A 20,448-nucleotide genomic window follows, 5' to 3' on the forward strand; every position below is an offset into this window, starting at 1 on the left:
ACTAATTTTGCATCAACAAAACGGTTTGGTAGTTCAGTTGGTTAGAATACATGCCTGTCACGCATGGGGTCGCGGGTTCGAGTCCCGTCCAGACCGCAAAAGCTCAGAAATTTTTTCTGAGCTTTTTTATTATATTGTTATTTTCTTTTTCAGCGATAGACATTATTATTCTACGTATTTTATATTTAATTCATTGTTCTTTTTTTTCTAGCTAGGTTTCAATAATTTTATGTTAGAAAAATATTAAAATCTATTTTTTACCGCTACCCTTCAATACAATAAAGCGTCCTTTTGATTTCTTCTTTCACATAGGACGTAACTATTACACAACATTGATTCATTTGATAATACAATCGCAATAACACATTTATTGTCGTTTGTTGGTATTGCTTACCCATTTTATCTTTGTTCACATTGGCATATTTGTACCGTCATCTATGCTATTATAGTTGTGTAATTATGAATAACAATGCTTACCTCCTCATTAATCCGCTAAAAGAGTCGTCACTTGATTTAGCAAACAAAATCAAAAAACATACCTCAGGAAAGGTATTTTTGGCGCCAAATATCGCTGCAGCTCAATTGTACCTACAACAAGAATTGTTTGATGCGATTTTTCTTACTTTAACAAACGATCAAGATATTCAGTCTCTGATTTACCAGTTACCGTCCAGTATTCCTATTGTGGTGGTTAGCCCTATCAAAGAATTGGCTTCATCAGCTTATGAGTACGAAAATATCGTCGACTTTTTGCTCCAACCTTCTTGTGAGGCGCGTGTATGGAGAGCTTTGAATAGAGCTCAATACACTCCTATTTTATCAAATACTCGTATTGAAGATAGCTATGCTTTTATACGATCTGAAACTCAAATACTTAAATTTAATTTTAATGAGATTGAGTATTTCTCTGCGTTTGGTAGCTATTCAAAGGTTCATACCAAAAACAACGTTCATATTGTTAATGAGTCTATCGAAGGCTTGATGAATATTCTCCCAAGCGGTGTTTTTAGAAGAGTTCACTATGCTTATCTGATCAATATCTATAAAATAACAGCAGTGGATTCGAGAAGCTTTTTTGTTTATGACCGAGATATTCCAATTGGAAAATCATACCAAAAATCGATCAACTTCCTTTTCAATGTAAAAGCCCTATTTGTATAAATTTTAATGCCAATAGCATTAATACTTAAAAATGGTTAGGAATACCTTCAAATTGAAGTACTCCTAACCATTTTTAGCAATGCACAAAACCCTTAATTTGCAGTAATTCTAGTTTCGACAATATTATTATCCACACGGCCTTCCCCTCCCGAGCCATAAAGAATCGTTACAGTGATATTTTGGCTAGTATTGGCAGGAATACCATCTTTTCGAGTAACAGTAAATCCTATTTTTTTAAAACTATTTTGAGGAATACTAACTCCTGGTTTTGCCATTACGGTAATAAAATTGGTATTTTCAGAAAATAACCAATCTCCATTACTGTTAGTAGCCCCTCCCATGACATTGGACGTTCCTGTGTTGATAGAATAAGTAATATCAAACCCTGAGATTTTGGTAATTCTAAATCCTGTGATATTCCCTGATACATTTTGAACATTATTTTTTTCAAAAACATTTACAACAATATCTTTTGCATTAGAGGAACCCGAAAAATCTAAGCTATTGATTTCAGTAGTTGGGGTTAAATCTGGAATTGGAGCATCTTTCCAGTCACTCGACGAGCCATCAGATACATTTGGCACACCATCGCCATCGGTGTCGCAGTTTCCTGTACAATCTATTTTGCCATCATCATCCAAATCCCAATTGGGGTTTAGCCCAGCCTCTAAAAGATCCGAAATGCCATTATTATCGCTATCTACGTCGTAAGGGTTCGGCTTACCATCAAGGTCAGTATCGGGTGGCGTTAGCCCCAAACCCGCTGCAGCCGCTAATGGTACGCCTTGCAGATTGACAGGTCCATCTACCATCCCATCTTCATTCAAATCTATACCCAGCGTTTCGGCTACATCTCTGATACCATCATTATCACTATCTAAATCTATCCTGTTGGGTGTTCCATCTCCATCGGTATCAGCACTAAGTTGGGCGTTTTCTACGGTATCTAAAATACCATCATTATCATCGTCCAAATCTGTTACATCTGCCAAGCCATCTTTATCTGTATCCAATGGACAACCATTTGGTGCAATCCCAGCTACCAATGGACAAGCATCGACTTTATCGTTGAAAGTATCGCCATCGGTATCAGGGTTTTGGGGATTGGTAGTATTCAAATCAGGGATACCGTCATTGTTTGGGTCTATTTCCTCTTTGTTGGTGAGTCCATCGCCATCACAATCCAAGGCTTTCCACGCCAATGTTGTGGAGGCATACACTTGGTCACCAGTATTATAGCTACATCCATCTTTTGGATTGGTATTATCTAGGGTAGTTAGGGCATTGTTGTCTGTACCTGTAAGCTCCTTATAATTGGTTACGCCATCTCCATCACAGTCGGCATTCCGCCATAATGTGGAGGTATTGGCTAGTATTTGGTTGGTAGCATTGTAGCTACACCCATCTGTATAGTTTGTTCCATCCGTTATTTCTTGAGTGTTTGAAACGCCATCACCGTCCATATCTGGATTTGATTCTCGGTAATCTGGCGTACCTGAATTGCTGAGGTCTGGGAGAGTTGGGCTGTTGGCATCCCCATAACTGGTAGATCCGTCGACTGAGACAATAATTCCGTCGGCATCAAGGTCGAGGATACTATCTATTTTTCCGTCACCATTTAGATCCAAAGTAATAGTATTACTAATACCACTTTCGAGTAAATCTGATAAACCATCATTATCACTATCTAAATCGAGGTAATCTGCGCCTGTTGTACCATCACTATTGAGAGGAACAGGGTCGTTAGCGTCGCCCCAATTAGAGCTTCCATCGGCACTACTCATAATACCGTCAAGATCGCTATCAGTTCCATCAACGATTCCGTCGCCATTGGCATCCACCAATGTTGCATTGCCGCTTTCGATGATGTCATTGATTCCATCATTATCACTATCTAAGTCATACGGATTTTTGCGAGTGTCTAGGTCTGTATCAGACAATATCAAACCAGTGCCAGCGCTTGCAGGTATTCCAGTTCCACCAATAATGCCATCTGCAATTCCATCAAAATCGGTGTCGATACCACCTCCCTCGATTACGTCATTGATACCGTCGTTATCACTATCCAAGTCGATACGGTTTGGGACACCATCTCCGTCTGTATCAGCATTAGACTGTGCATTTTCTATGGTATCCAAAATACCATCATTATCATCATCCAAATCGATGCTATCTGCTACTCCGTCGTTGTCGGTATCAAGATATACCGTGATTGAAGTTGTGCTATTGTCATTACCAGTCAAATTGCCAGTCGTTTGCGGGCCATTAAATCCTAGTGTTCCTGTGATGGTGAGCGGACCACCGACATTTACACCAGTATAACCAACCTCGATTTGACTACAAGTCCCTGGGGCAATAGGAAGGGTGTTTTCTAGACGAATGGTCTGTCCATCGTTGGAGAGGACTGTCCAACCTGTAATACTGATAGGAACCACCGTCGACCCAACTAGGAGGCTTGGAAAGCTAATAAGGGGTCTTAGCTTATTGGCCACAGCCGTTCGGATACCACCATCGTTGTTACAAATATCAATTGTGACTCGACCAACACTAGAGCCTTTGGCTACAGCAGCGGGTTGATTCAAAATATTTATACTAACATCTTGGGCGGCCGCTATTTCAACAATACAGCTGAAAATAGCACAGAATAATACTACTCTTGGCAAAATGTACATAGTATAGATTGTGTTTGGTAAAAAATAAATGGATGTGAATTTCCTTTTACTTGGTAGTACCAAACAAGGATGCTTATGCGGCTAAGATGCGCAGATTATTGTGCGAGAGACTCTATTTAATTGGATAACCCAATAATAATATCTACTTAGTGCGATTCGTGCTTTCTTGTTTTGATACTAGAACATCTATTTAAGCTACTGCTATTTTTGATAGGTTTTTTGTCCTTTCTGTAAACGGCAATAGGCTCAGTAAAATTAATGTGCGGTTAAGTTTACTGAACTGTTTCAAATTTTGATGTAAGGATAAAGGAAGATTACACTAGAAATTCTTCATTGATAATAATAAAGAATAGTATTTCTCTAACAATATTCGTGCCGTAGTTATCAGCTTATATTTAAGACTTTAGTAGCTATACGTAATTACCATTACACTTCAACAATCTTCATAAATAAGGATTTTTATCTATATCAGTAGATTGAGTATTTTTCTTGATTGAGCTTCATTTTTTAGCATAATTTTCTGAGCATAGCGCATCTGAAGCGTCTTTTATTTTAAACAATTTCCTGATTATTGGCTTACATCATCTATCTTCACGGTAAAAAACGTTTAAAATATGTCTGTTAATTCTCTCATTGAAAAAATAAAAACTAGCCCTGAAGCTATCGAGTTTCAGGAAGTGATTGCGGTAATCGATGCCTCGTACCAATTCCAACCAACAAAATTTCGCAATGGAAATACCGTTAATGAAGCAGGTCAAAACTCTGGTTCATGCAAGGTTTTTTCGTTTGCTAAACTCAATGGTTTGAGTCAAGAAGAAACATTGGCTTGTTTTGGCGCATTTTATCGTAACGATGTATTACAAAATCCAGAAGGTACAGACCACCAAAATATTCGCAATTTTATCGAGTTTGGCTGGGATGGTATCGAGTTTGAAGGACAAGCCTTGCAATAAGCGTAGAACTGTCGGATAACGACTTTGATTACTTAATCTATTTACTCAAAGATGGTATCCGACAGCTAAATACCTCATGAGCTTTTCAACGAAAATCCTTAAATTTGTGAATTAACGACTACCATAAGAAATGTTTGCAGAAATAGAAAACCCTTTGTTTATCGATGCCCATGAACTTGACCATTATTTGGCCGATGGGTGGTTTAGAATGGGGCAAAGTGTTTTTACGACAAACTTTCTTAAGTTCAACCACGTATTCTACAGTGCACTTTGGCTTAGAATCAACCTTCTTGAAGCTGAGTTTCCTACTACCAAAAGCAAACTTCAAAAGCTTAACAGCAAATTTGAAGTAGAAATCCAGCCTGCTCAAATCAAACCGATTCAAGAAACGCTATTTGATAAATATCGTAGTCATATTACCTTCGAAACCTCGAATTCGTTGGAACAACTACTTTTTAACAATACCAAAAGAGATATCTTTAATGCTTACGAGGTAAATGTTTATGACAAAGAGAAACTTATTGCTACAGGTTTTTTTGACTTAGGACACGATAGCGGTGCGGGTATTTCTTGTTTTTACGACCCTGATTACAAAAAACATAGTCTTGGCAAATATTTGATGTTTCTGAAAATGGACTTTTGCATCAAGCGTGGGCTAACATTCTTTTACCCAGGCTATTTTGTGCCAGGCTATCGATTGTTTGATTATAAGCTTGACCTTGCCAAAACTGCGATGGAATTTCTTGATTTTCGAGATAATCAATGGTATCCTATGTCGGCTTTTTCTGCTGATAACACCCCTTTGGTCGAAATTCAGGAACGTTTAAAAGAGCTTCAAATTCTTATAGAGCAAGCAGGGCAAGTGAGTAAAGTGTACCGTTATGAATATTTTGATGCTAACCTTGTACCTTCTCTCAATGGATTAGGCCTACTAGATCATCCTATTATGCTGGTGTGTTTTGAAAGACAACCCAACCAAATCAACCCAATTGTACTTTATGATATTCGCAAAAAGCATTATCAACTTTGGCTTTGTAATAGTGTCTATGGTATGACCTACGAGGCCGAGCATGATGATTTTTATGGCGAACATTTACTACATCCTTTCCGTCATCTTGTTAGTTGTGATTCGGCAGAAGCCATGGCACAGGTGGTCACTACAGCGCTAGTCAAAGTCGAAGATTAAAATCACTTTCACTCAGAACTATTACGTCTATTCCTTCGGTATTTTTTTGAAAAAATTTATTATTTAGGATTTGTAGAGCTAAGTTTCCGAAACATAAATTATTCGCACAAAATTAGCACATTCCAGATAAACGTCGTATTTTACAATACAATTGCAGAAATTAAGGGAGTATTTTTTACTTATCGATTGACAATTACTTTATATCCTGTATCCCTTAAGATATCTTGAAAACAATCTAACCAAGCGACTATGAGGTTCTTGAGTGGAAAAAATAAGAGCATTAATCTCGTAAGACGATTGGTGCTTATCATAAGTTTATTTACTATTTTTGATACAGTTTACGCTACTAATTCGGGACAAATAGATTTGAGAAGTGTAAATTTAGATGAACACGCTCCCATTTCTTTAGATGGAGAGTGGGCATTTTATTGGGAAAAACTTTTTACACTTCAACAAGTTCAGCAACATCAACCCGACTACTTCATAAAATTTACTAAAGTATGGAATGAAATCCCTCAAATCAATGAGTCGGCCAAGGCGTATGGCTATGCTACATACCATTTGAGATTGCTTATCGATGCTCAAAAAACACCTGTTTTAGCATTTTCAATCCCTTCTATTTATACCAGTTATCGTTTTTGGGTGAATAATGTAGAAATAGCCCACAATGGAATAGTCGCTAAAGATAAAGCACATTATGAGCCTCATTGGTTACCGCAGGTTCAGGTATATGCCGTGCAAAAAGATACCCTCGACCTAGTAATTCAAATCGCCAATTTTGATCACTATAAAGGGGGAGCTTCACGCCCTATCAAAATCGGCACGCCTAGTCGTGTATATCATGAGCGTGAGTTAGAGTTAGCATCAGATATGTTACTCACAGGGATTTTGGTGATGGGTGGTTTGTTGTTTTTTGGGTTGTATCTGATGGGACAACACGAAAAGGAAGTACTCTATTTTGGCGTATTCTGTTTGCTTTTTGTATATCGAGTAATTGGCGTAGACAATCTCTATTTTTTCCATTATTTATTCCCTAGTCTCGACTGGCATTTGACAATCCATCTCGAATATGGTGCTATGTTTTTGGGCATATTCATTTACAGTTTATTCTTAAGAAAACTTTATCCAGACGAAACCGACGACCTTTTTATCTATTTTATGGCAGGAGTAAGCTTGGCTTTTTTCATTATGATGCTTGCCGCACCTGTTCATGTGTTTACCTACAGCGCTAACCTTTTCTATTACTTAGTATTAGTTTTTGTTGGGTATAATTTCCTTACGGTAGTTAGAGCCTATTTTAACAAGCGACAAGGTACACTTTACGCTATGCTGAGCATGGCTTTTTTTGGTATAGCTATCAGTCTTAGTATTTTAGGACATTACCAAGTAATTGATTATTATCCTATTTATTTTTCGATGGGCTATCTGGGTTTTATCTTTTTCCAAAACCTTATTTTAACTTATCGTTTTGCTTTTTCGTTACGTAATTCCAAAGAACTCGCCGAACAAGGCGCCAGAGCGAAGTCTGAATTTTTGGCTAATATGAGTCATGAAATCAGAACACCTCTCAACGGTATCATCGGATTTACGGACTTATTGATGAAAACCAAGCTAGAGGAAACTCAACGAAAGTATATGTCGACGGTTTCGCAATCGGCACATTCGTTATTGGACATTATCAATGACATTCTTGATTTCTCGAAAATAGAAGCTGGCAAATTAGAATTATCCATCGAAAAAACCGACATATTCGATTTAGGTAATCAGATTATTAGCATGATAGCTTTTCAGGCGGACAGCAAAAAGCTAGAAGTCCTTCTCAATATTTCTCATGATATTCCAAGATTTGTCTGGACTGACCCTATTCGTTTAAGACAAATTTTAGTAAACCTTTTGGGCAATGCCGTCAAGTTTACCACCCAAGGAGAGGTAGAGTTAAAAGTAGAAGCATACCAAAGTTATAATGAAGGTGAATGGCATTTTAAGTTTTCGGTAAGAGATACAGGTATCGGTATTGACGAAGCCAATCAGGCTAAGATTTTTAATGCTTTTTCACAAGAAGATGAATCTACAACTCGCAAATTTGGTGGTACAGGCTTAGGTTTGACCATTTCAAATAAGCTTTTGGGCTTAATGAAAAGTACCCTCCAACTCAAGAGTAAAAAAGGAATTGGGAGTACATTTTACTTCGAAATCACCGTAAAAGCTGAAGAAGGAGACCCATTGCAATGGGATAATTTGGAAAAACTACAGAAAGTATTGATTGTAGATGACAACGCCAACAACCGACATATTTTAAAAGAAATGTTGGCGATTAAGTCTATTGCCACTGACGAAGCTGAAAATGGTATTCAGGCTTTAGATTTCCTGAAAGAAGGTCGCAAATATGATTTGGTGTTGATGGACTACCACATGCCATACATGGATGGTCTCGAAAGTATCAAACACATTCGAAAACTGCCTGACTACACACCCGAAAAACAAGATATTCTTTTGTTATGCAGTTCGTCAGACAACCAAGAAATTATAGATGCCTGCAAAACATATTCGGTGAAGCAAAGATTAATGAAACCTATTGGCTTAAGTAATCTTTTCAATGCTTTATCGCAGTTGGATTCGCTTCATGCAGGAGAGAACCTAACACCAGAAGCTCCACCGTGGCTCAGTGCTGAAGAAATAAACATCATGATTGTGGAGGATAACCCCGTAAACATGATGCTGGCTCGAACGATTGTAAAAGGGCTCTTACCACAAGCCAAACTTTTGGAGGCTGAAAATGGCAAAGTTGCTGTAGATTTGTTTAAGCTCAATTGGGTAGATATTATTCTAATGGACGTTCAAATGCCTATTATGAGTGGTTACGAAGCAACGCGCTTGATTCGTGAACATGAAAATGGTAAAATGAAAACGCCTATTATTGCCTTAACCGCAGGAACCGTAAAAGGCGAAAGAGATAAATGCTTAGAGGCAGGTATGAATGATTATATTACCAAACCTATTGTAAAAGGAGCTTTGGAAAAAGCCCTTCAAGAATGGCTCAATCTTGAACCCAACTTGGAACCGATAGCTGTTAAAGGAGAAGGTGCACCTTCTAATGAAAAAATCCATTTTAATAAACTGGATTTGTCTCACAGGTTAGGAAATGATACTGTATTTATGAGTCAGTTACTTGAAATTGCAGATAGACAATTACAAGAGTTTTTGGTAGAGTTGCATGAATTATTTGCCCAGCAAAACCTTAATGGTATCAAGTCACTAGCTCACAAACTCAAAGGAACTGCCTTATCGAGTGGCTTTGATGAATTAGCTCATTTGGCTGAAAAACTAGAGAAGCGCGAAGAATTTGACCATGATTATTTTGAACAGGTTATCAAGGAATTAGAACAAGAAATACTTATTACGAGAGGAATTATTGCGAAAGAGATGTAGGGTGCTGGTTTACCCATAAAACAAATAAGGTTGACGAAAATTTCGTCAACCTTAAACCTCAACTTTATTTTGTAATCAATATTTCTTTTGTAACACCAACAAAGGAATTTGCGAACTGAGTGTCAAGTGCTTGATAATGCTTTCATGAAAAAGTTTTTCGACAAAGCCTTTAGGGCGTTGTGCCAAAATCACAGCATCTGGTTTTTGATTTCGAATGTATGTGTCGATACCTACGATGGTGTCATCTCGATACAAATTGCGGAAAATGATTTTTTCGCCTCCGAACTCCTCCTCTAATAAATCAATGATTTCACTTGATGGGAATACCTCTGGGCTCAAGTATTCTTTCACATGAACCAACTTGGTATGATCTATTCCCAACAGCTCCCCAATGTTGATAATCTTGTTGATACAGCCTACTTCATCTCCCTCCAAATCACTGGCGTATATCACTTCCTTAATGGTGTGTATTGTGGATTGTTGTGGTATAATCCACACTGGGATTTTGCTTTTTTGAACAATACTTAATGCTGTCGAACCAAACAGATTGGCCAAAATACCACCTTCTCCTAAACTTCCTATTACTAAAAAATCAGGTCTTAATTCTTCTGAGGCTTCCAAAATATTATCTACTGGATTGCCAAAAACCAATTTTGTTTCAAGCTTATTGGCTAACACATCTCCATATTTTGCCAGCATATCGTCCTTGGTTTGTGCCAACAATGTACGTGTTTCTTCCAAAGCTTCTTGCATCAAACCCTGCTGGGGCAAAGGCAATACAAAGGGGGTTGTCGAAACAGGCGATTCGTAAGCATGTAGCAAGATAATCTTTGCATCGATAAGCCCAGCCAACGATACCGCAAAGTCGGCAGCGTGCTTGGCATTGAGACTAAAATCTGTTGGCAACAAGATCGTTTTCATAGCTTTATCTGTTTTGTTGAGCACAAATCTCCTTTAAAATAGCTATAAATCTCATGAGCTCAGTTAGCTGATTTTGTGACCTTTATCAGTAAATCCGCTACTGATAAAAGTCATTATTTGTACCCTTTAAACTCATTCTATTGAGCTATTTCTTCTTGAATATTTGCTATCAAAACAGGGGATAAAATTTGAAATACTTATGGCAAGTCACACACAAACACCAGTCCTTATGTTGTTCTACGAAACTCATAAGGAAGAGTTGGAGGTTTTTGAAAGACTCAAAAAAAACAATCCAACCATTGCAAGCTATCTTGCGGTTAGTGTAAAAAATAACCCAGAGGTAGCCAAGACTTTCAAGGTGACTCAATTGCCGACCTATTTAATTTTATACAATGGGAAGGAGTGTTGGCGTCATGTTGGAAATGCAAATATCGATTTACTGAAAAACAATCTGGCCCTGATTGAACCCATCAATCGTGAAGCATTCATATAATACAGTGCCTTTTGTCTATCATGACAAAAGGCCTGTAGCATTTGAACAAATACCAACAAACGACTTGCTTTTCTATCATCAAGCACATTGTCTTCAAGCGAACCAATCAAGACTCTTCTACAATTGTCGCTACTTTCCCTTCTTTTGATTGAAACGCTTGGTACAAAAGGCATTTCCAAGCATTCATTGATGAATTTATCATTTGCCTAACCTAAATCAATAAACAGCATGAAAGCGCAATCTTACCTTAAAAAACTATTAACATTTTGTCTCATTATTGGAATGACATGGAACAATACTTCTATTGCTCAAACACAAGAAGATTTAAAATCCTTTATTCAAAAATTGCATTCTGACCAAGCTTATGCCAAAGAGTTGCAAATAGAAAATCCTTCTGAAGTGGCAGCTTTTTATCAAAGTATTTCTTACAAAACTGTTTGGCTGGAAGGTACATCGGATTATCAAAAAGAATACCTAGAGGTACTCAAACACGCTTCTGACTACGGACTCAATCGTGCAAAATATCACTATAGTTATTTGACGTCTAAGCATTTCCCAACCTTGGAATATGAACTTATCCTAACGCACTCTATTATGGAGTTTTATAAGGATATTGCCAATGGTGTTACGTCTGTAGATTTATCCTATAATGGTTTGGGATATACTAATCATTGCCTCAATCCTACTGCGATGCTCCTCAACACCTACGCCAAAGGCAGTGTCAAGGATGTTATTTCTTTTTTACAACCGCAATCTTATGGATATCAGGCTACACAAAATTTATTGACTCGGCTAAATATATTCGTTGAAAATGATAGTTTTCAGGAACCACTTGTCACTCAGACTATGACTTTTGCCGAAAATAAAGAGCTCATCAAAAAGCTCTATTATTTAGGTTTTTTGCCAACGATGACCGACGTTAGTCTTCTCAAAGAAGGTATGATTACGAATGCGCTGAAAGGTTTTCAGTCTTTATACAATATTGTTCCTGATGGAATTCTTGGACCAGTTACTCTGTCAAAACTATCGATTCCATTAACCAAGTTGCGTGCGCAGCTCATTCTCAATCTTAATCGTTGGCGCGTCATCAATTGTCTTGACAATCAGCGATATATACAAATCAACATTCCCTCTGCTACCTTGGCGCTATATGACCGAGATAGCTTGGTGATGCGTATGAAGACGATTGTGGGTAAGCCTATTACCCCAACACCAACGCTCTGTTCGGAAATCAATAAAATTACCTTTTTCCCTTACTACGAAGTTCCTAAAAATGTAGCGCTCAACGAGCTATTGCCAGTTCAACAAAAAGAACCTAGTTTTTTTGAAAATAATGGCTATCAATTAATCGATGAAAAAGGATTTGTGCTAGAAGCCAACAGTATTGATTGGAGCACGGTATCGAAAGACCATTTTCCTTATGAAGTCCGTCAGGTAGCGGGGTGTGATAATTCATTGGGATTGCTCAAATTTGACTTTGATAGTCCGTATGCTCTGTATTTGCACGATACCAATCGTAAAGATTTGTTTAGTAAAAATAAGCGCTACCTAAGCAATGCCTGTATTCGTCTCGAAAAACCTTATGAATTAGCAACTATGCTTTTTCAAGATAGAAATCTGGTAGAAGAGTTTGTCAAAAAGCGTTTTGAGCCACACTTGAGTCCTACTAGCTTTAGTTTAGAAACTCCTGTGAAAGTCTTCATTACCTATATCACTGCCGATGTTGACGATTTTGGAAGTTTGGTAATTTACGATGATATCTATAAGAAAGATATTCTAAAATAGGGAAATAGGAATCAGGCAAAAAGGCATTAGATGAAGGGGCTGTAACGATTGGGGATTGGGGATTTCTGATTGCGGAAATAGGGGAAAAATACTTTTGTTTCTTCCAAAAAGGAGGATATACATCCGAAATCTGACATCCAATATCCGACATCAAACATTCCGGGTACTGCCTTGCCTAATCGTTTGGCTCTTTCCAACAAAAATCATATCTGCAAATGACTTTACTCTTAGTTTACCTATAAGGAATAAGCCAAATTTGTAGCATAATCAATTGCTAATCAAGCAGTATGAAAGATACTATTATTACCATCTTGACTTAGTCTTTTTATATTTTTCTATAACAAAACAAAACCTTTACCATCATGAGCACTATCGAAAACCTAGAAGTTGACCGTTCATTTAAGTATCAATTCTATCACCGCGAGAATAGCGAATGGCTCAAATCTTTGGATTTTTTCAAAGAAGAAATCAAATATCTAAAAGGACTTATTGCGAATGTTAACAAGAAAAACACTTCGCATGAAGTACAAAATGAAACCTTTATTTTCAATCGTGAATTAGACAATCTTGCTGGCGACATTGATGCCGTAAATCAGTCTATTATTGAAGAAGAATGGGGATTTGATGATGACGCCATGGGTAAAGACTTTTTACTGGGTGAAGAAATCTATAATCGCCATATTGTCATTCGTGAAAATTTCCAAAAAGCAGAAAAGGCTTTCTATGATATAAAACATCGTTTGTACAGATTTTTGTGCAAATCGTTGTAATACAAACGATCGGATGTGTGCAGGAAGTAAAGCACATTTCCACAAATAATTTTACTTGTTAGTTTGGGATGGCGAACGGTTTTCTTGGTTGAGGAAACCGTTTTTTTAGGCTCTCGGCCGTTGTAGATATTTTTCCCAACAGTCCCACAAACTGCTTTTTTCACTTTGACTTTTATCAGTATTACTTATGACGAATGTTCTATGTTAGGTTCCTAAAAAGGTAGAACTTTGACATATCAAAAATGACAAACGCTATGGAAAACGTTCTATTTGAGCCCAAAACAAGTTCGTTGAAGTTTGAACTTTATCATAGAGAAAACCAGCAATGGTTATCAAATTTGAGCTTCATTCGAGATGAAATTCAATATTTCGAAACTTGGATGGAACATTTGAGAGAGTTGAACCTTTCAAGACCATTACAAAACGAATGGATTGCTTTGGAGGAACAATTTGCGCAAGAAAGAACAGAAACTCAAGCCTTGCTCAAAGCCATCGAACATGAAGAATATCTTTTTGGTTTGGAGACTCAACAGAAGGACTTTCAACTAGGCGAAGAGCATTATCTAAAGCACCGCAATTTACGAGTTCGTTTTAGGGCTTTAGAAAAAGATTTTCATGCCAGCAAGCACTCATTTTATGAATTTATGACCGACATAATGAACTAGCTATGGAAACTTTAAAATTTGAGTTATGCCATTTTGAAAACACCAAATGGGCCGAAAGTTTGACTTTCTATGCTGGTGAAATTAAGTTTTTTGTCAGACTGCTCAATGATGTTTTGCAACACAATACAGCTGACAATGTCACCACAAAAGCGCGAGACTTTTTGGCATTATTTAAACACAGTGAATCGGAAATAGAAAGCTTAGCCATTGCGATTTTAGCACAAGAAAAATCTTTTGCCGAATACGCTCAAGGCAAGCAGTTTTTGTTTGACCAGCAAATTCAAATGATTCATGAGCGTCGTCGCTCAGCATTTCAAACACTCGAAAAAGACTTTATTTTACACAAACATCAATTGTATCAGTTTTTATCGAATGTATTGTAAAGTTATTAGTTAATCGCCTATCTGTTTTTGGAAACAGATTCGTCATTAAAAGGATGATTTACGAAAACTCGATAACTTATTTAATGAGAAATAACAAGTGGTTTAGAGATAGATTTGAATGGCTCCCTTCTTTAAAGGAAGCCATTTTTGTTTGTGCAAAGAGCTTTAAAAAGCGCTTAATTTAGTGAATTGAGATTGAGTGAATGAGTGATTATTTTTATTTGAAATTTACCAGTAGAGACGCAATGATTGTGTCCTAAGCCGAATAATATCTAGCTATGGTAGTATCAAAAAAAGCGGTCGAAAATTACTTTCCGACCGCTTTTTCCTCTTAGTGTGCAACTTAAGTCGCACACTAAGAGGAAAAGAAATTCTCTACTATTTTAATCTCATCACTCAAAACTCAGCACTCTACACTCCATTATAACTCGTACACTCTATTGCAATTCTTCGAGCGGATGTATTTTCCCGACCTTTGCATTACATTCTTCTGGTGTACCCAACTGCCACTCATCGAGATTTTGAATCGTTTTATCTGCAATATTGGTTAATGCTTCTTGCGTTAAAAATGCTTGATGTCCAGTAATAATCACATTGTTGAAGTTGAGTAAATCGGTCAATAACTCATCACGTCCTTCGGTTTCGAAATGGTTTTTGAAGAAAATACCTCTTTCATTTTCGTAAACGTCCAAACCTAAATAACCGATTTTTCCATCGCGCAAGCCCTGTAAGACATCCTCTGTTTTGACCAAACCTCCACGACTGGTATTAATAAGCATAACACCCGTTTTCATTTTGTCGATTTGCTCTTTGGTAATCATATATTTAGTTTCCTCTGTCAAGGGTGCGTGAAGCGTAATAATATCCGAAGTAGCAAGCAATTCGTTGAGTGTCACAAAAGTTACCCCTTCGTAGTCATCTGCCTCCTCCGCGTATTTGTCAAACACCAACAGCCTACAACCAAAGCCTTTCAGAATATCCGCTACTACTTTTCCAATAGTCCCCAAACCAATAATTCCGACTGTTTTTTGGTACATATCAAACCCAATCAGGCTACTCAAATCGAACTGGTAGTTATGGGCTTTGGTATCGGCCATGATAAGCTTTCTATTCAAAGCCATCATTAATGCTACGGTATGCTCTGCTACAGAATTAGGAGAATAATGCGGTACATTAGCCACTCGAATACCCAACTCGGCTGCTACTTTAAGATTTATATGATCGACACCCACCGAACGAGTCGCTACATATTTTACGCCCAAATCATTTAAGGCACGAAGTACAGGCTCAGAGGCATCGTCGTTGGTAAAAAGTACCACTACATCAAATCCTTCTGCCATTTTCACGGTATCCATATTCAAAGGTTTTCCTGTAACCGTAATATCGTGTTTTTGTTGGTTAGCGTTTTGCAACGATGCTTTTTCAAACTCTTTAGTACTATAAATCAGCGCTTTCATACGGGATAGAATTTTGGTTAATAAAAGAAGGTTTAGCCTTTTTTATGTTTCAAAATTATCCTTCTATCTCACTTTTATCCATGACATTTATCAGTCTATTAGCTACTTATGCTCATCCACACAAAGTCATGACTGATTTTAAATAAAAAACACATTTCTCTTTTTTCTTTCAAAAACGTCCTTTAAGTTTGTAGCAGACTTTAGGGGTGCCTTAATATACGGGCTGAGATTATACCCTTTGAACCTGAACAGCGTAATGGTTGCGAAGGAAAAAGCAGAGCAAAATACTTTTCGTAGAATAGCCTTTATGGGCTATCTCCAAAATATTTCAAGCTGAAGTTTTTGATTGATGATAAAGGAAATTGTTGGGATAGTTTGTCCTATACAGACCGATTGTGTTGGGCTGTATTTGATAAATGGCGCTTCAATCCTATACCGAGCACAATAGCATTCGCTCGCAAAATCATTTAAGCAAAAACTGTTCTGTCTAATCCACTCCTAAGGGTCGCGTTGGTATTTAATATTTTACAAACATGACCGTATTTATCAATTCCGAAGCTACTGACGTAGCATCCAGCTTCAAAGTCGAAGATTTACTCGAACAATTTCATTTGGCTCAGGTCAAAGGCTTAGCCATAGCGGTCAATGATATGGTTTTGCCCAAATCCGAGTGGCAAAGTCATGTTTTTCAAGAAAACGACCAAGTGACTCTCATTCGAGCAAGTCAAGGAGGATAAGTTGACTTACTCCATTCCTATTGTAAAATCAATTATTTTAACTCATCATTCTTCTATGAAAAAAAGTATTGAGGTAGCTCCTTCGACAGAAGCTATCAGCCGTAGCCCTTTTCCAAATTCCCGTAAGATTTATGTCCCTGGTGCTATCCATAATATTCAGGTAGCAATGCGTGAAATCAGTTTGACTGATACCAAAATTTCTGGTAATGTTTTTACCAAAAATCCTTCGGTAGCAGTCTATGATACTTCGGGTGCTTACACTGATCCAACGATAGAAATTGATGTAAGAAAAGGTCTTCCAAAGCTTCGTGAAGAGTGGATTATTGGGCGTGGTGATACAGAGCAATTAGACTCGATTAGTTCAGAATACGGACAAGAGCGTTTGAATATGAAGTCATTAGACGAACTTCGATTTAACTATTTGGCTAAACCAAGAAAAGCAAAAGCTGGTCAAAATGTAACGCAATTACATTACGCCAAGAAGGGTATTATCACTCCAGAAATGGAATATATTGCGATTCGTGAAAATCAAAAAATTGAATCCCTACAAACTTTAGGGCATCAGCACGAAGGCTACAGTTTTGGCGCCAATACACCCAAAGGCGTAATTACACCTGAGTTTGTACGTGAAGAAATCGCCGCTGGACGTGCTATTATTCCTGCCAATATCAATCACCCAGAAAGTGAGCCTATGATTATTGGACGTAATTTTTTGGTAAAAATCAATGCCAATATTGGTAACTCAGCCGTAAGTTCAAGCATCGAAGAAGAAGTTGAAAAAGCCGTTTGGGCTTGTCGTTGGGGAGCCGACACCATCATGGATTTGTCGACAGGTAAAAATATTCATGAAACTCGTGAGTGGATTATCCGAAATTCGCCAGTGCCCATCGGAACCGTTCCGATTTATCAAGCACTTGAAAAAGTTGGAGGAAAAGCCGAAGATTTGACTTGGGAGCTATTTAGAGATACGCTTATCGAACAAGCCGAACAGGGTGTTGACTATTTCACGATACACGCAGGAGTACTTTTACGTTATGTGCCACTTACTGCTAAACGCGTAACGGGAATCGTGTCTCGTGGTGGAAGTATCATGGCAAAATGGTGTTTGGCGCATCACAAAGAAAACTTCTTGTACACACATTTCGAGGAAATTTGTGAAATCATGAAAGCTTATGATGTAAGTTTCTCATTGGGTGATGGACTCCGCCCGGGAAGTATCGCCGATGCCAACGATGCAGCACAATTTGCTGAACTCGAAACACTTGGCGAACTGACCAAAATTGCGTGGAAACATGATATTCAGGTCATGATTGAAGGTCCGGGTCACGTACCAATGCACATGATTAAAGAAAATATGGACAAGCAATTGAAAGAATGTCATGAAGCGCCATTTTACACGCTTGGACCATTGACTACCGACATTGCCCCAGGCTATGACCATATTACCTCAGGTATTGGCGCCGCAATGATTGGTTGGTTTGGTTGCGCCATGTTATGCTATGTAACGCCAAAAGAACACTTGGGTTTACCTAACAAAAAAGATGTAAAAGACGGAGTAATCACCTATAAAATTGCTGCCCATGCTGCCGACTTAGCCAAAGGACACCCGGGAGCACAAGTGCGTGACAATGCCCTAAGCAAAGCACGTTTTGAATTCCGTTGGGAAGACCAGTTCAACCTTTCGCTCGACCCAGATACGGCTCGTGAGTTTCACGATGAAACCTTACCTGCCGATGGCGCTAAAATTGCCCATTTCTGCTCAATGTGTGGACCAAGTTTTTGTTCTATGAAAATCACACAGGAAGTTCGTGATTATGCAGAAGCACAGGGTATCTCCGAAGATGAAGCTATTGACTTAGGTATGCAAGCTCAGGCACAACAATTTGTAGAAAAAGGCGCAGAGGTATATCTGTAAGTGATGAGTTGGGAGTTTTGAGTGTGGAGTTGTCCTTTGTCCTTGCCTAAAATAGGTTGCCCTGAGTTTTTAAAATTCAAGTAGTGAATATATGTGATTTTTACTTTTAAGATAATCATAAAAATGGAAGCTAAAGGAGAAACTTTATCTTCAAGGAAAAGTAAAAGGTTAATTTCAAGGATTTTATAGAAATAAAACTTCATGTTAATTCCATTAATCGGAAACATTCTTTTCTGAAAAGTATTGTATATTTTGAAGTTATCAAATATCGCTTTGCCTTTGTTTATTGCTATTTGAGGGCAACGTATTTTAGGCAAGAAAATTAAGAAACTCATTACTCAAAACTTATCACACAACCTTTAACATCATGTTTATACTCCTGCTCACACCCCCAGAATTTATACCAAATGAAGTTCAGATACTAGAACAGCTTTTTGAAGCTGGTCTAACGACTTTACATGTGCGAAAGCCCAATGCGTCACTGGAACAAATTGAAGATTTTATTCGACAATTTAAACCGCAGTATATGAAGCGATTGGTACTACATAGTCAATATCAATTGATGGCGAAATACAATATCAAGGGGATTCATCTTACTACGCACGTTTGGGAGGAATTACAGGAGCAAGGACAACTAAAAGAATATATTCGCCCAGTACAGCGAAGAGGTTTAACAGTAAGCGCTTCGGTACATAAGTTTGAAGAAATACTGAAAATGCCTTCAAAACTCGACTATGTATTTCTCAGTCCGTTTTTTGACAGTATTTCAAAACCTGGTTACAAAGCTGCTATTTCGCCAGAAGTGGTGGAGGATTTTGTATTTAACAATAGCAAAGTCCCTCCTATCGTCGCCTTAGGTGGCATTGAGCAAAACAATATTCATTCCCTCAAAAACAAGAATATTGCAGGAGTAGCATTATTGGGTAGTGTATGGCAAGCACCCTCACCTGTAGAAGCCTTTTCCGAAATACAAACAGCTTTGAGTTCTTAGAACCAAAGCTCAAAATTTAACAACACGATGATTTCAAGACTTCATTATATAACCCAAGATCTCGCACATATTCCTCACTGGGAGCAAGCGCAACGTGCCTGTGAAGGTGGTGCAGACTGGGTGCAGTTAAGAGTAAAAACTCAAGAAGAATCTCAATGGCTCGAAACGGCTTTACGCACTCAAGAGGTATGTAAAAGTTTTGGTGCCAAATTGATTGTAAATGACAATTCTCATATCGCTGCGAAAATACAATCAGAAGGTTTGCATTTGGGCAAACAAGATATGTCGCCCTTAGAAGCTCGTCAGATTGTGGGTGAAAAAATGATTATTGGTGGCACTGCCAATACCCTCCAAGATATGCTCAAACATGTAGCCAGTGGAACAGTACAATACATTGGACTAGGACCTTTGAGGTTTACGGATACCAAGAAAAACCTAAGTCCCATCGTAGGGTTAGAGGGATATAAACGTATCCTAACTCAGTTCAGAACATTAGGGCACAATCTACCTGTAGTGGGTATTGGAGGCGTAAAAGCAGATGATATTGAGGATTTACTAGCAGCAGGTTTACACGGAGTTGCGGTATCCTCTTTAATAAATATAGCCGAAAATCCTTCAGCAGTCACACAAGAGTTATTGGGTATGTTAAACTTAGCGGTGAGTGCGAAATGATAGGAATAAGTGCATATTGAAGCTGTTTAAACTTTCATAAACATGCTCGCGTAAGCAATGAATTTATACTGTTTGAGCGAAGCGAGTTTATAAATTCTTGATTTTTTTGTTACTTTTTGTATCAAGACAAAAAGTAAGACGAAGAATTAATCAATAAAATATGCTTTTTGAAAAGTTTAAACAGCTTCATTTATAAGTTTTATCTAACCTTTATCAAATAAAACTAAATTTCCTTTCGACACACCTTACTTTTCTTGT

General features: G+C 37.8%; 16 protein-coding genes, 1 tRNA gene and 1 riboswitch. Of the genes, 14 read left to right on the forward strand and 3 right to left on the reverse strand.

Annotated features, from left to right (window positions below; translation table 11 throughout):
• Window positions 1-22 precede the first annotated feature (22 nt).
• Window positions 23-96 (forward strand) — tRNA-Asp (locus GVN22_RS06855).
• 363 nt (window positions 97-459) lie between these two features.
• Entirely contained in the window at window positions 460-1,161 is a 702-nt protein-coding gene (locus GVN22_RS06860; RefSeq protein ID WP_166550298.1) for a LytTR family DNA-binding domain-containing protein, read from the forward strand.
• Window positions 1,162-1,253: 92 nt separating this feature from the next.
• Here GVN22_RS06860 and GVN22_RS06865 read toward each other — a convergent pair whose 3' ends face one another.
• Window positions 1,254-3,833 carry a hypothetical protein gene (locus GVN22_RS06865; protein WP_166550299.1) on the reverse strand — a complete coding sequence of 860 codons (2,580 nt, stop codon included), beginning with the start codon at window positions 3,831-3,833 and terminating at the stop codon, window positions 1,254-1,256.
• Between the two features lie 614 nt (window positions 3,834-4,447).
• Between GVN22_RS06865 and GVN22_RS06870 the strand changes: the two genes are divergently transcribed.
• From GVN22_RS06870 to GVN22_RS06880, 3 genes are all read left to right on the forward strand, one after another.
• On the forward strand, window positions 4,448-4,786 hold the full coding sequence (locus GVN22_RS06870) for a HopJ type III effector protein (RefSeq protein WP_166550300.1): 339 nt from the start codon (window positions 4,448-4,450) through the stop codon (window positions 4,784-4,786).
• Between the two features lie 130 nt (window positions 4,787-4,916).
• Window positions 4,917-5,972, forward strand: coding sequence for an arginyl-tRNA--protein arginylyltransferase (locus GVN22_RS06875; protein ID WP_166550301.1), 1,056 nt, complete (start codon window positions 4,917-4,919; stop codon window positions 5,970-5,972).
• Between the two features lie 249 nt (window positions 5,973-6,221).
• Window positions 6,222-9,401 carry a response regulator gene (locus tag GVN22_RS06880; RefSeq protein WP_166550302.1) on the forward strand — a complete coding sequence of 1,060 codons (3,180 nt, stop codon included), beginning with the start codon at window positions 6,222-6,224 and terminating at the stop codon, window positions 9,399-9,401.
• A 75-nt stretch (window positions 9,402-9,476) separates the two neighbouring features.
• Here GVN22_RS06880 and GVN22_RS06885 read toward each other — a convergent pair whose 3' ends face one another.
• The gene (locus tag GVN22_RS06885) at window positions 9,477-10,322 is read right to left on the reverse strand and encodes a universal stress protein (RefSeq protein WP_166550303.1); all 846 of its coding nucleotides are present in this window, start codon (window positions 10,320-10,322) and stop codon (window positions 9,477-9,479) included.
• A 199-nt stretch (window positions 10,323-10,521) separates the two neighbouring features.
• Between GVN22_RS06885 and GVN22_RS06890 the strand changes: the two genes are divergently transcribed.
• From GVN22_RS06890 to GVN22_RS06910, 5 genes are all read left to right on the forward strand, one after another.
• The gene (locus tag GVN22_RS06890; protein ID WP_166550304.1) at window positions 10,522-10,815 is read left to right on the forward strand and encodes a thioredoxin family protein; all 294 of its coding nucleotides are present in this window, start codon (window positions 10,522-10,524) and stop codon (window positions 10,813-10,815) included.
• A gap of 228 nt (window positions 10,816-11,043) precedes the next feature.
• Window positions 11,044-12,600 carry a L,D-transpeptidase family protein gene (locus tag GVN22_RS06895; protein ID WP_166550305.1) on the forward strand — a complete coding sequence of 519 codons (1,557 nt, stop codon included), beginning with the start codon at window positions 11,044-11,046 and terminating at the stop codon, window positions 12,598-12,600.
• Between the two features lie 362 nt (window positions 12,601-12,962).
• On the forward strand, window positions 12,963-13,370 hold the full coding sequence (locus GVN22_RS06900) for a hypothetical protein (protein ID WP_166550306.1): 408 nt from the start codon (window positions 12,963-12,965) through the stop codon (window positions 13,368-13,370).
• A gap of 254 nt (window positions 13,371-13,624) precedes the next feature.
• Complete coding sequence (locus GVN22_RS06905) at window positions 13,625-14,035, forward strand: hypothetical protein (RefSeq protein WP_166550307.1); 411 nt, start codon at window positions 13,625-13,627, stop codon at window positions 14,033-14,035.
• A gap of 2 nt (window positions 14,036-14,037) precedes the next feature.
• Window positions 14,038-14,418 carry a hypothetical protein gene (locus tag GVN22_RS06910; RefSeq protein WP_166550308.1) on the forward strand — a complete coding sequence of 127 codons (381 nt, stop codon included), beginning with the start codon at window positions 14,038-14,040 and terminating at the stop codon, window positions 14,416-14,418.
• Between the two features lie 437 nt (window positions 14,419-14,855).
• Here GVN22_RS06910 and GVN22_RS06915 read toward each other — a convergent pair whose 3' ends face one another.
• Entirely contained in the window at window positions 14,856-15,875 is a 1,020-nt protein-coding gene (locus GVN22_RS06915) for a 2-hydroxyacid dehydrogenase (RefSeq protein ID WP_166550309.1), read from the reverse strand.
• A 192-nt stretch (window positions 15,876-16,067) separates the two neighbouring features.
• A riboswitch (TPP riboswitch) is annotated at window positions 16,068-16,163 on the forward strand.
• 245 nt (window positions 16,164-16,408) lie between these two features.
• Here GVN22_RS06915 and thiS point away from each other — a divergent pair.
• The 4 genes from thiS to GVN22_RS06935 all read left to right on the forward strand — a co-directional run bounded on the left by thiS (window position 16,409) and on the right by GVN22_RS06935 (window position 20,190).
• Complete coding sequence (gene thiS / locus GVN22_RS06920) at window positions 16,409-16,612, forward strand: sulfur carrier protein ThiS (RefSeq protein ID WP_166550310.1); 204 nt, start codon at window positions 16,409-16,411, stop codon at window positions 16,610-16,612.
• 55 nt (window positions 16,613-16,667) lie between these two features.
• Window positions 16,668-18,527, forward strand: a complete 1,860-nt coding sequence (thiC, locus tag GVN22_RS06925) for a phosphomethylpyrimidine synthase ThiC (protein WP_166550311.1) — start codon at window positions 16,668-16,670, stop codon at window positions 18,525-18,527.
• 367 nt (window positions 18,528-18,894) lie between these two features.
• Entirely contained in the window at window positions 18,895-19,518 is a 624-nt protein-coding gene (locus tag GVN22_RS06930) for a thiamine phosphate synthase (RefSeq protein ID WP_166550312.1), read from the forward strand.
• 27 nt (window positions 19,519-19,545) lie between these two features.
• Entirely contained in the window at window positions 19,546-20,190 is a 645-nt protein-coding gene (locus tag GVN22_RS06935) for a thiamine phosphate synthase (RefSeq protein ID WP_166550313.1), read from the forward strand.
• Window positions 20,191-20,448: the final 258 nt, after the last annotated feature.

The sequence above is a fragment of the Cellulophaga sp. BC115SP genome, from assembly GCF_009905545.1.
Taxonomy (GTDB): domain Bacteria; phylum Bacteroidota; class Bacteroidia; order Cytophagales; family Spirosomataceae; genus Flectobacillus; species Flectobacillus rivi.

Bases quoted from the DNA above. Each gene is read 5' to 3' on its own strand.
- GVN22_RS06860 (WP_166550298.1), top strand. From the start codon at position 460: ATGAATAACAATGCTTACCTCCTCATTAATCCGCTAAAAGAGTCGTCA.
- GVN22_RS06865 (WP_166550299.1), bottom strand. From the start codon at position 3,833: ATGTACATTTTGCCAAGAGTAGTATTATTCTGTGCTATTTTCAGCTGT.
- GVN22_RS06870 (WP_166550300.1), top strand. From the start codon at position 4,448: ATGTCTGTTAATTCTCTCATTGAAAAAATAAAAACTAGCCCTGAAGCT.
- GVN22_RS06875 (WP_166550301.1), top strand. From the start codon at position 4,917: ATGTTTGCAGAAATAGAAAACCCTTTGTTTATCGATGCCCATGAACTT.
- GVN22_RS06880 (WP_166550302.1), top strand. From the start codon at position 6,222: ATGAGGTTCTTGAGTGGAAAAAATAAGAGCATTAATCTCGTAAGACGA.
- GVN22_RS06885 (WP_166550303.1), bottom strand. From the start codon at position 10,322: ATGAAAACGATCTTGTTGCCAACAGATTTTAGTCTCAATGCCAAGCAC.
- GVN22_RS06890 (WP_166550304.1), top strand. From the start codon at position 10,522: ATGGCAAGTCACACACAAACACCAGTCCTTATGTTGTTCTACGAAACT.
- GVN22_RS06895 (WP_166550305.1), top strand. From the start codon at position 11,044: ATGAAAGCGCAATCTTACCTTAAAAAACTATTAACATTTTGTCTCATT.
- GVN22_RS06900 (WP_166550306.1), top strand. From the start codon at position 12,963: ATGAGCACTATCGAAAACCTAGAAGTTGACCGTTCATTTAAGTATCAA.
- GVN22_RS06905 (WP_166550307.1), top strand. From the start codon at position 13,625: ATGGAAAACGTTCTATTTGAGCCCAAAACAAGTTCGTTGAAGTTTGAA.
- GVN22_RS06910 (WP_166550308.1), top strand. From the start codon at position 14,038: ATGGAAACTTTAAAATTTGAGTTATGCCATTTTGAAAACACCAAATGG.
- GVN22_RS06915 (WP_166550309.1), bottom strand. From the start codon at position 15,875: ATGAAAGCGCTGATTTATAGTACTAAAGAGTTTGAAAAAGCATCGTTG.
- thiS (WP_166550310.1), top strand. From the start codon at position 16,409: ATGACCGTATTTATCAATTCCGAAGCTACTGACGTAGCATCCAGCTTC.
- thiC (WP_166550311.1), top strand. From the start codon at position 16,668: ATGAAAAAAAGTATTGAGGTAGCTCCTTCGACAGAAGCTATCAGCCGT.
- GVN22_RS06930 (WP_166550312.1), top strand. From the start codon at position 18,895: ATGTTTATACTCCTGCTCACACCCCCAGAATTTATACCAAATGAAGTT.
- GVN22_RS06935 (WP_166550313.1), top strand. From the start codon at position 19,546: ATGATTTCAAGACTTCATTATATAACCCAAGATCTCGCACATATTCCT.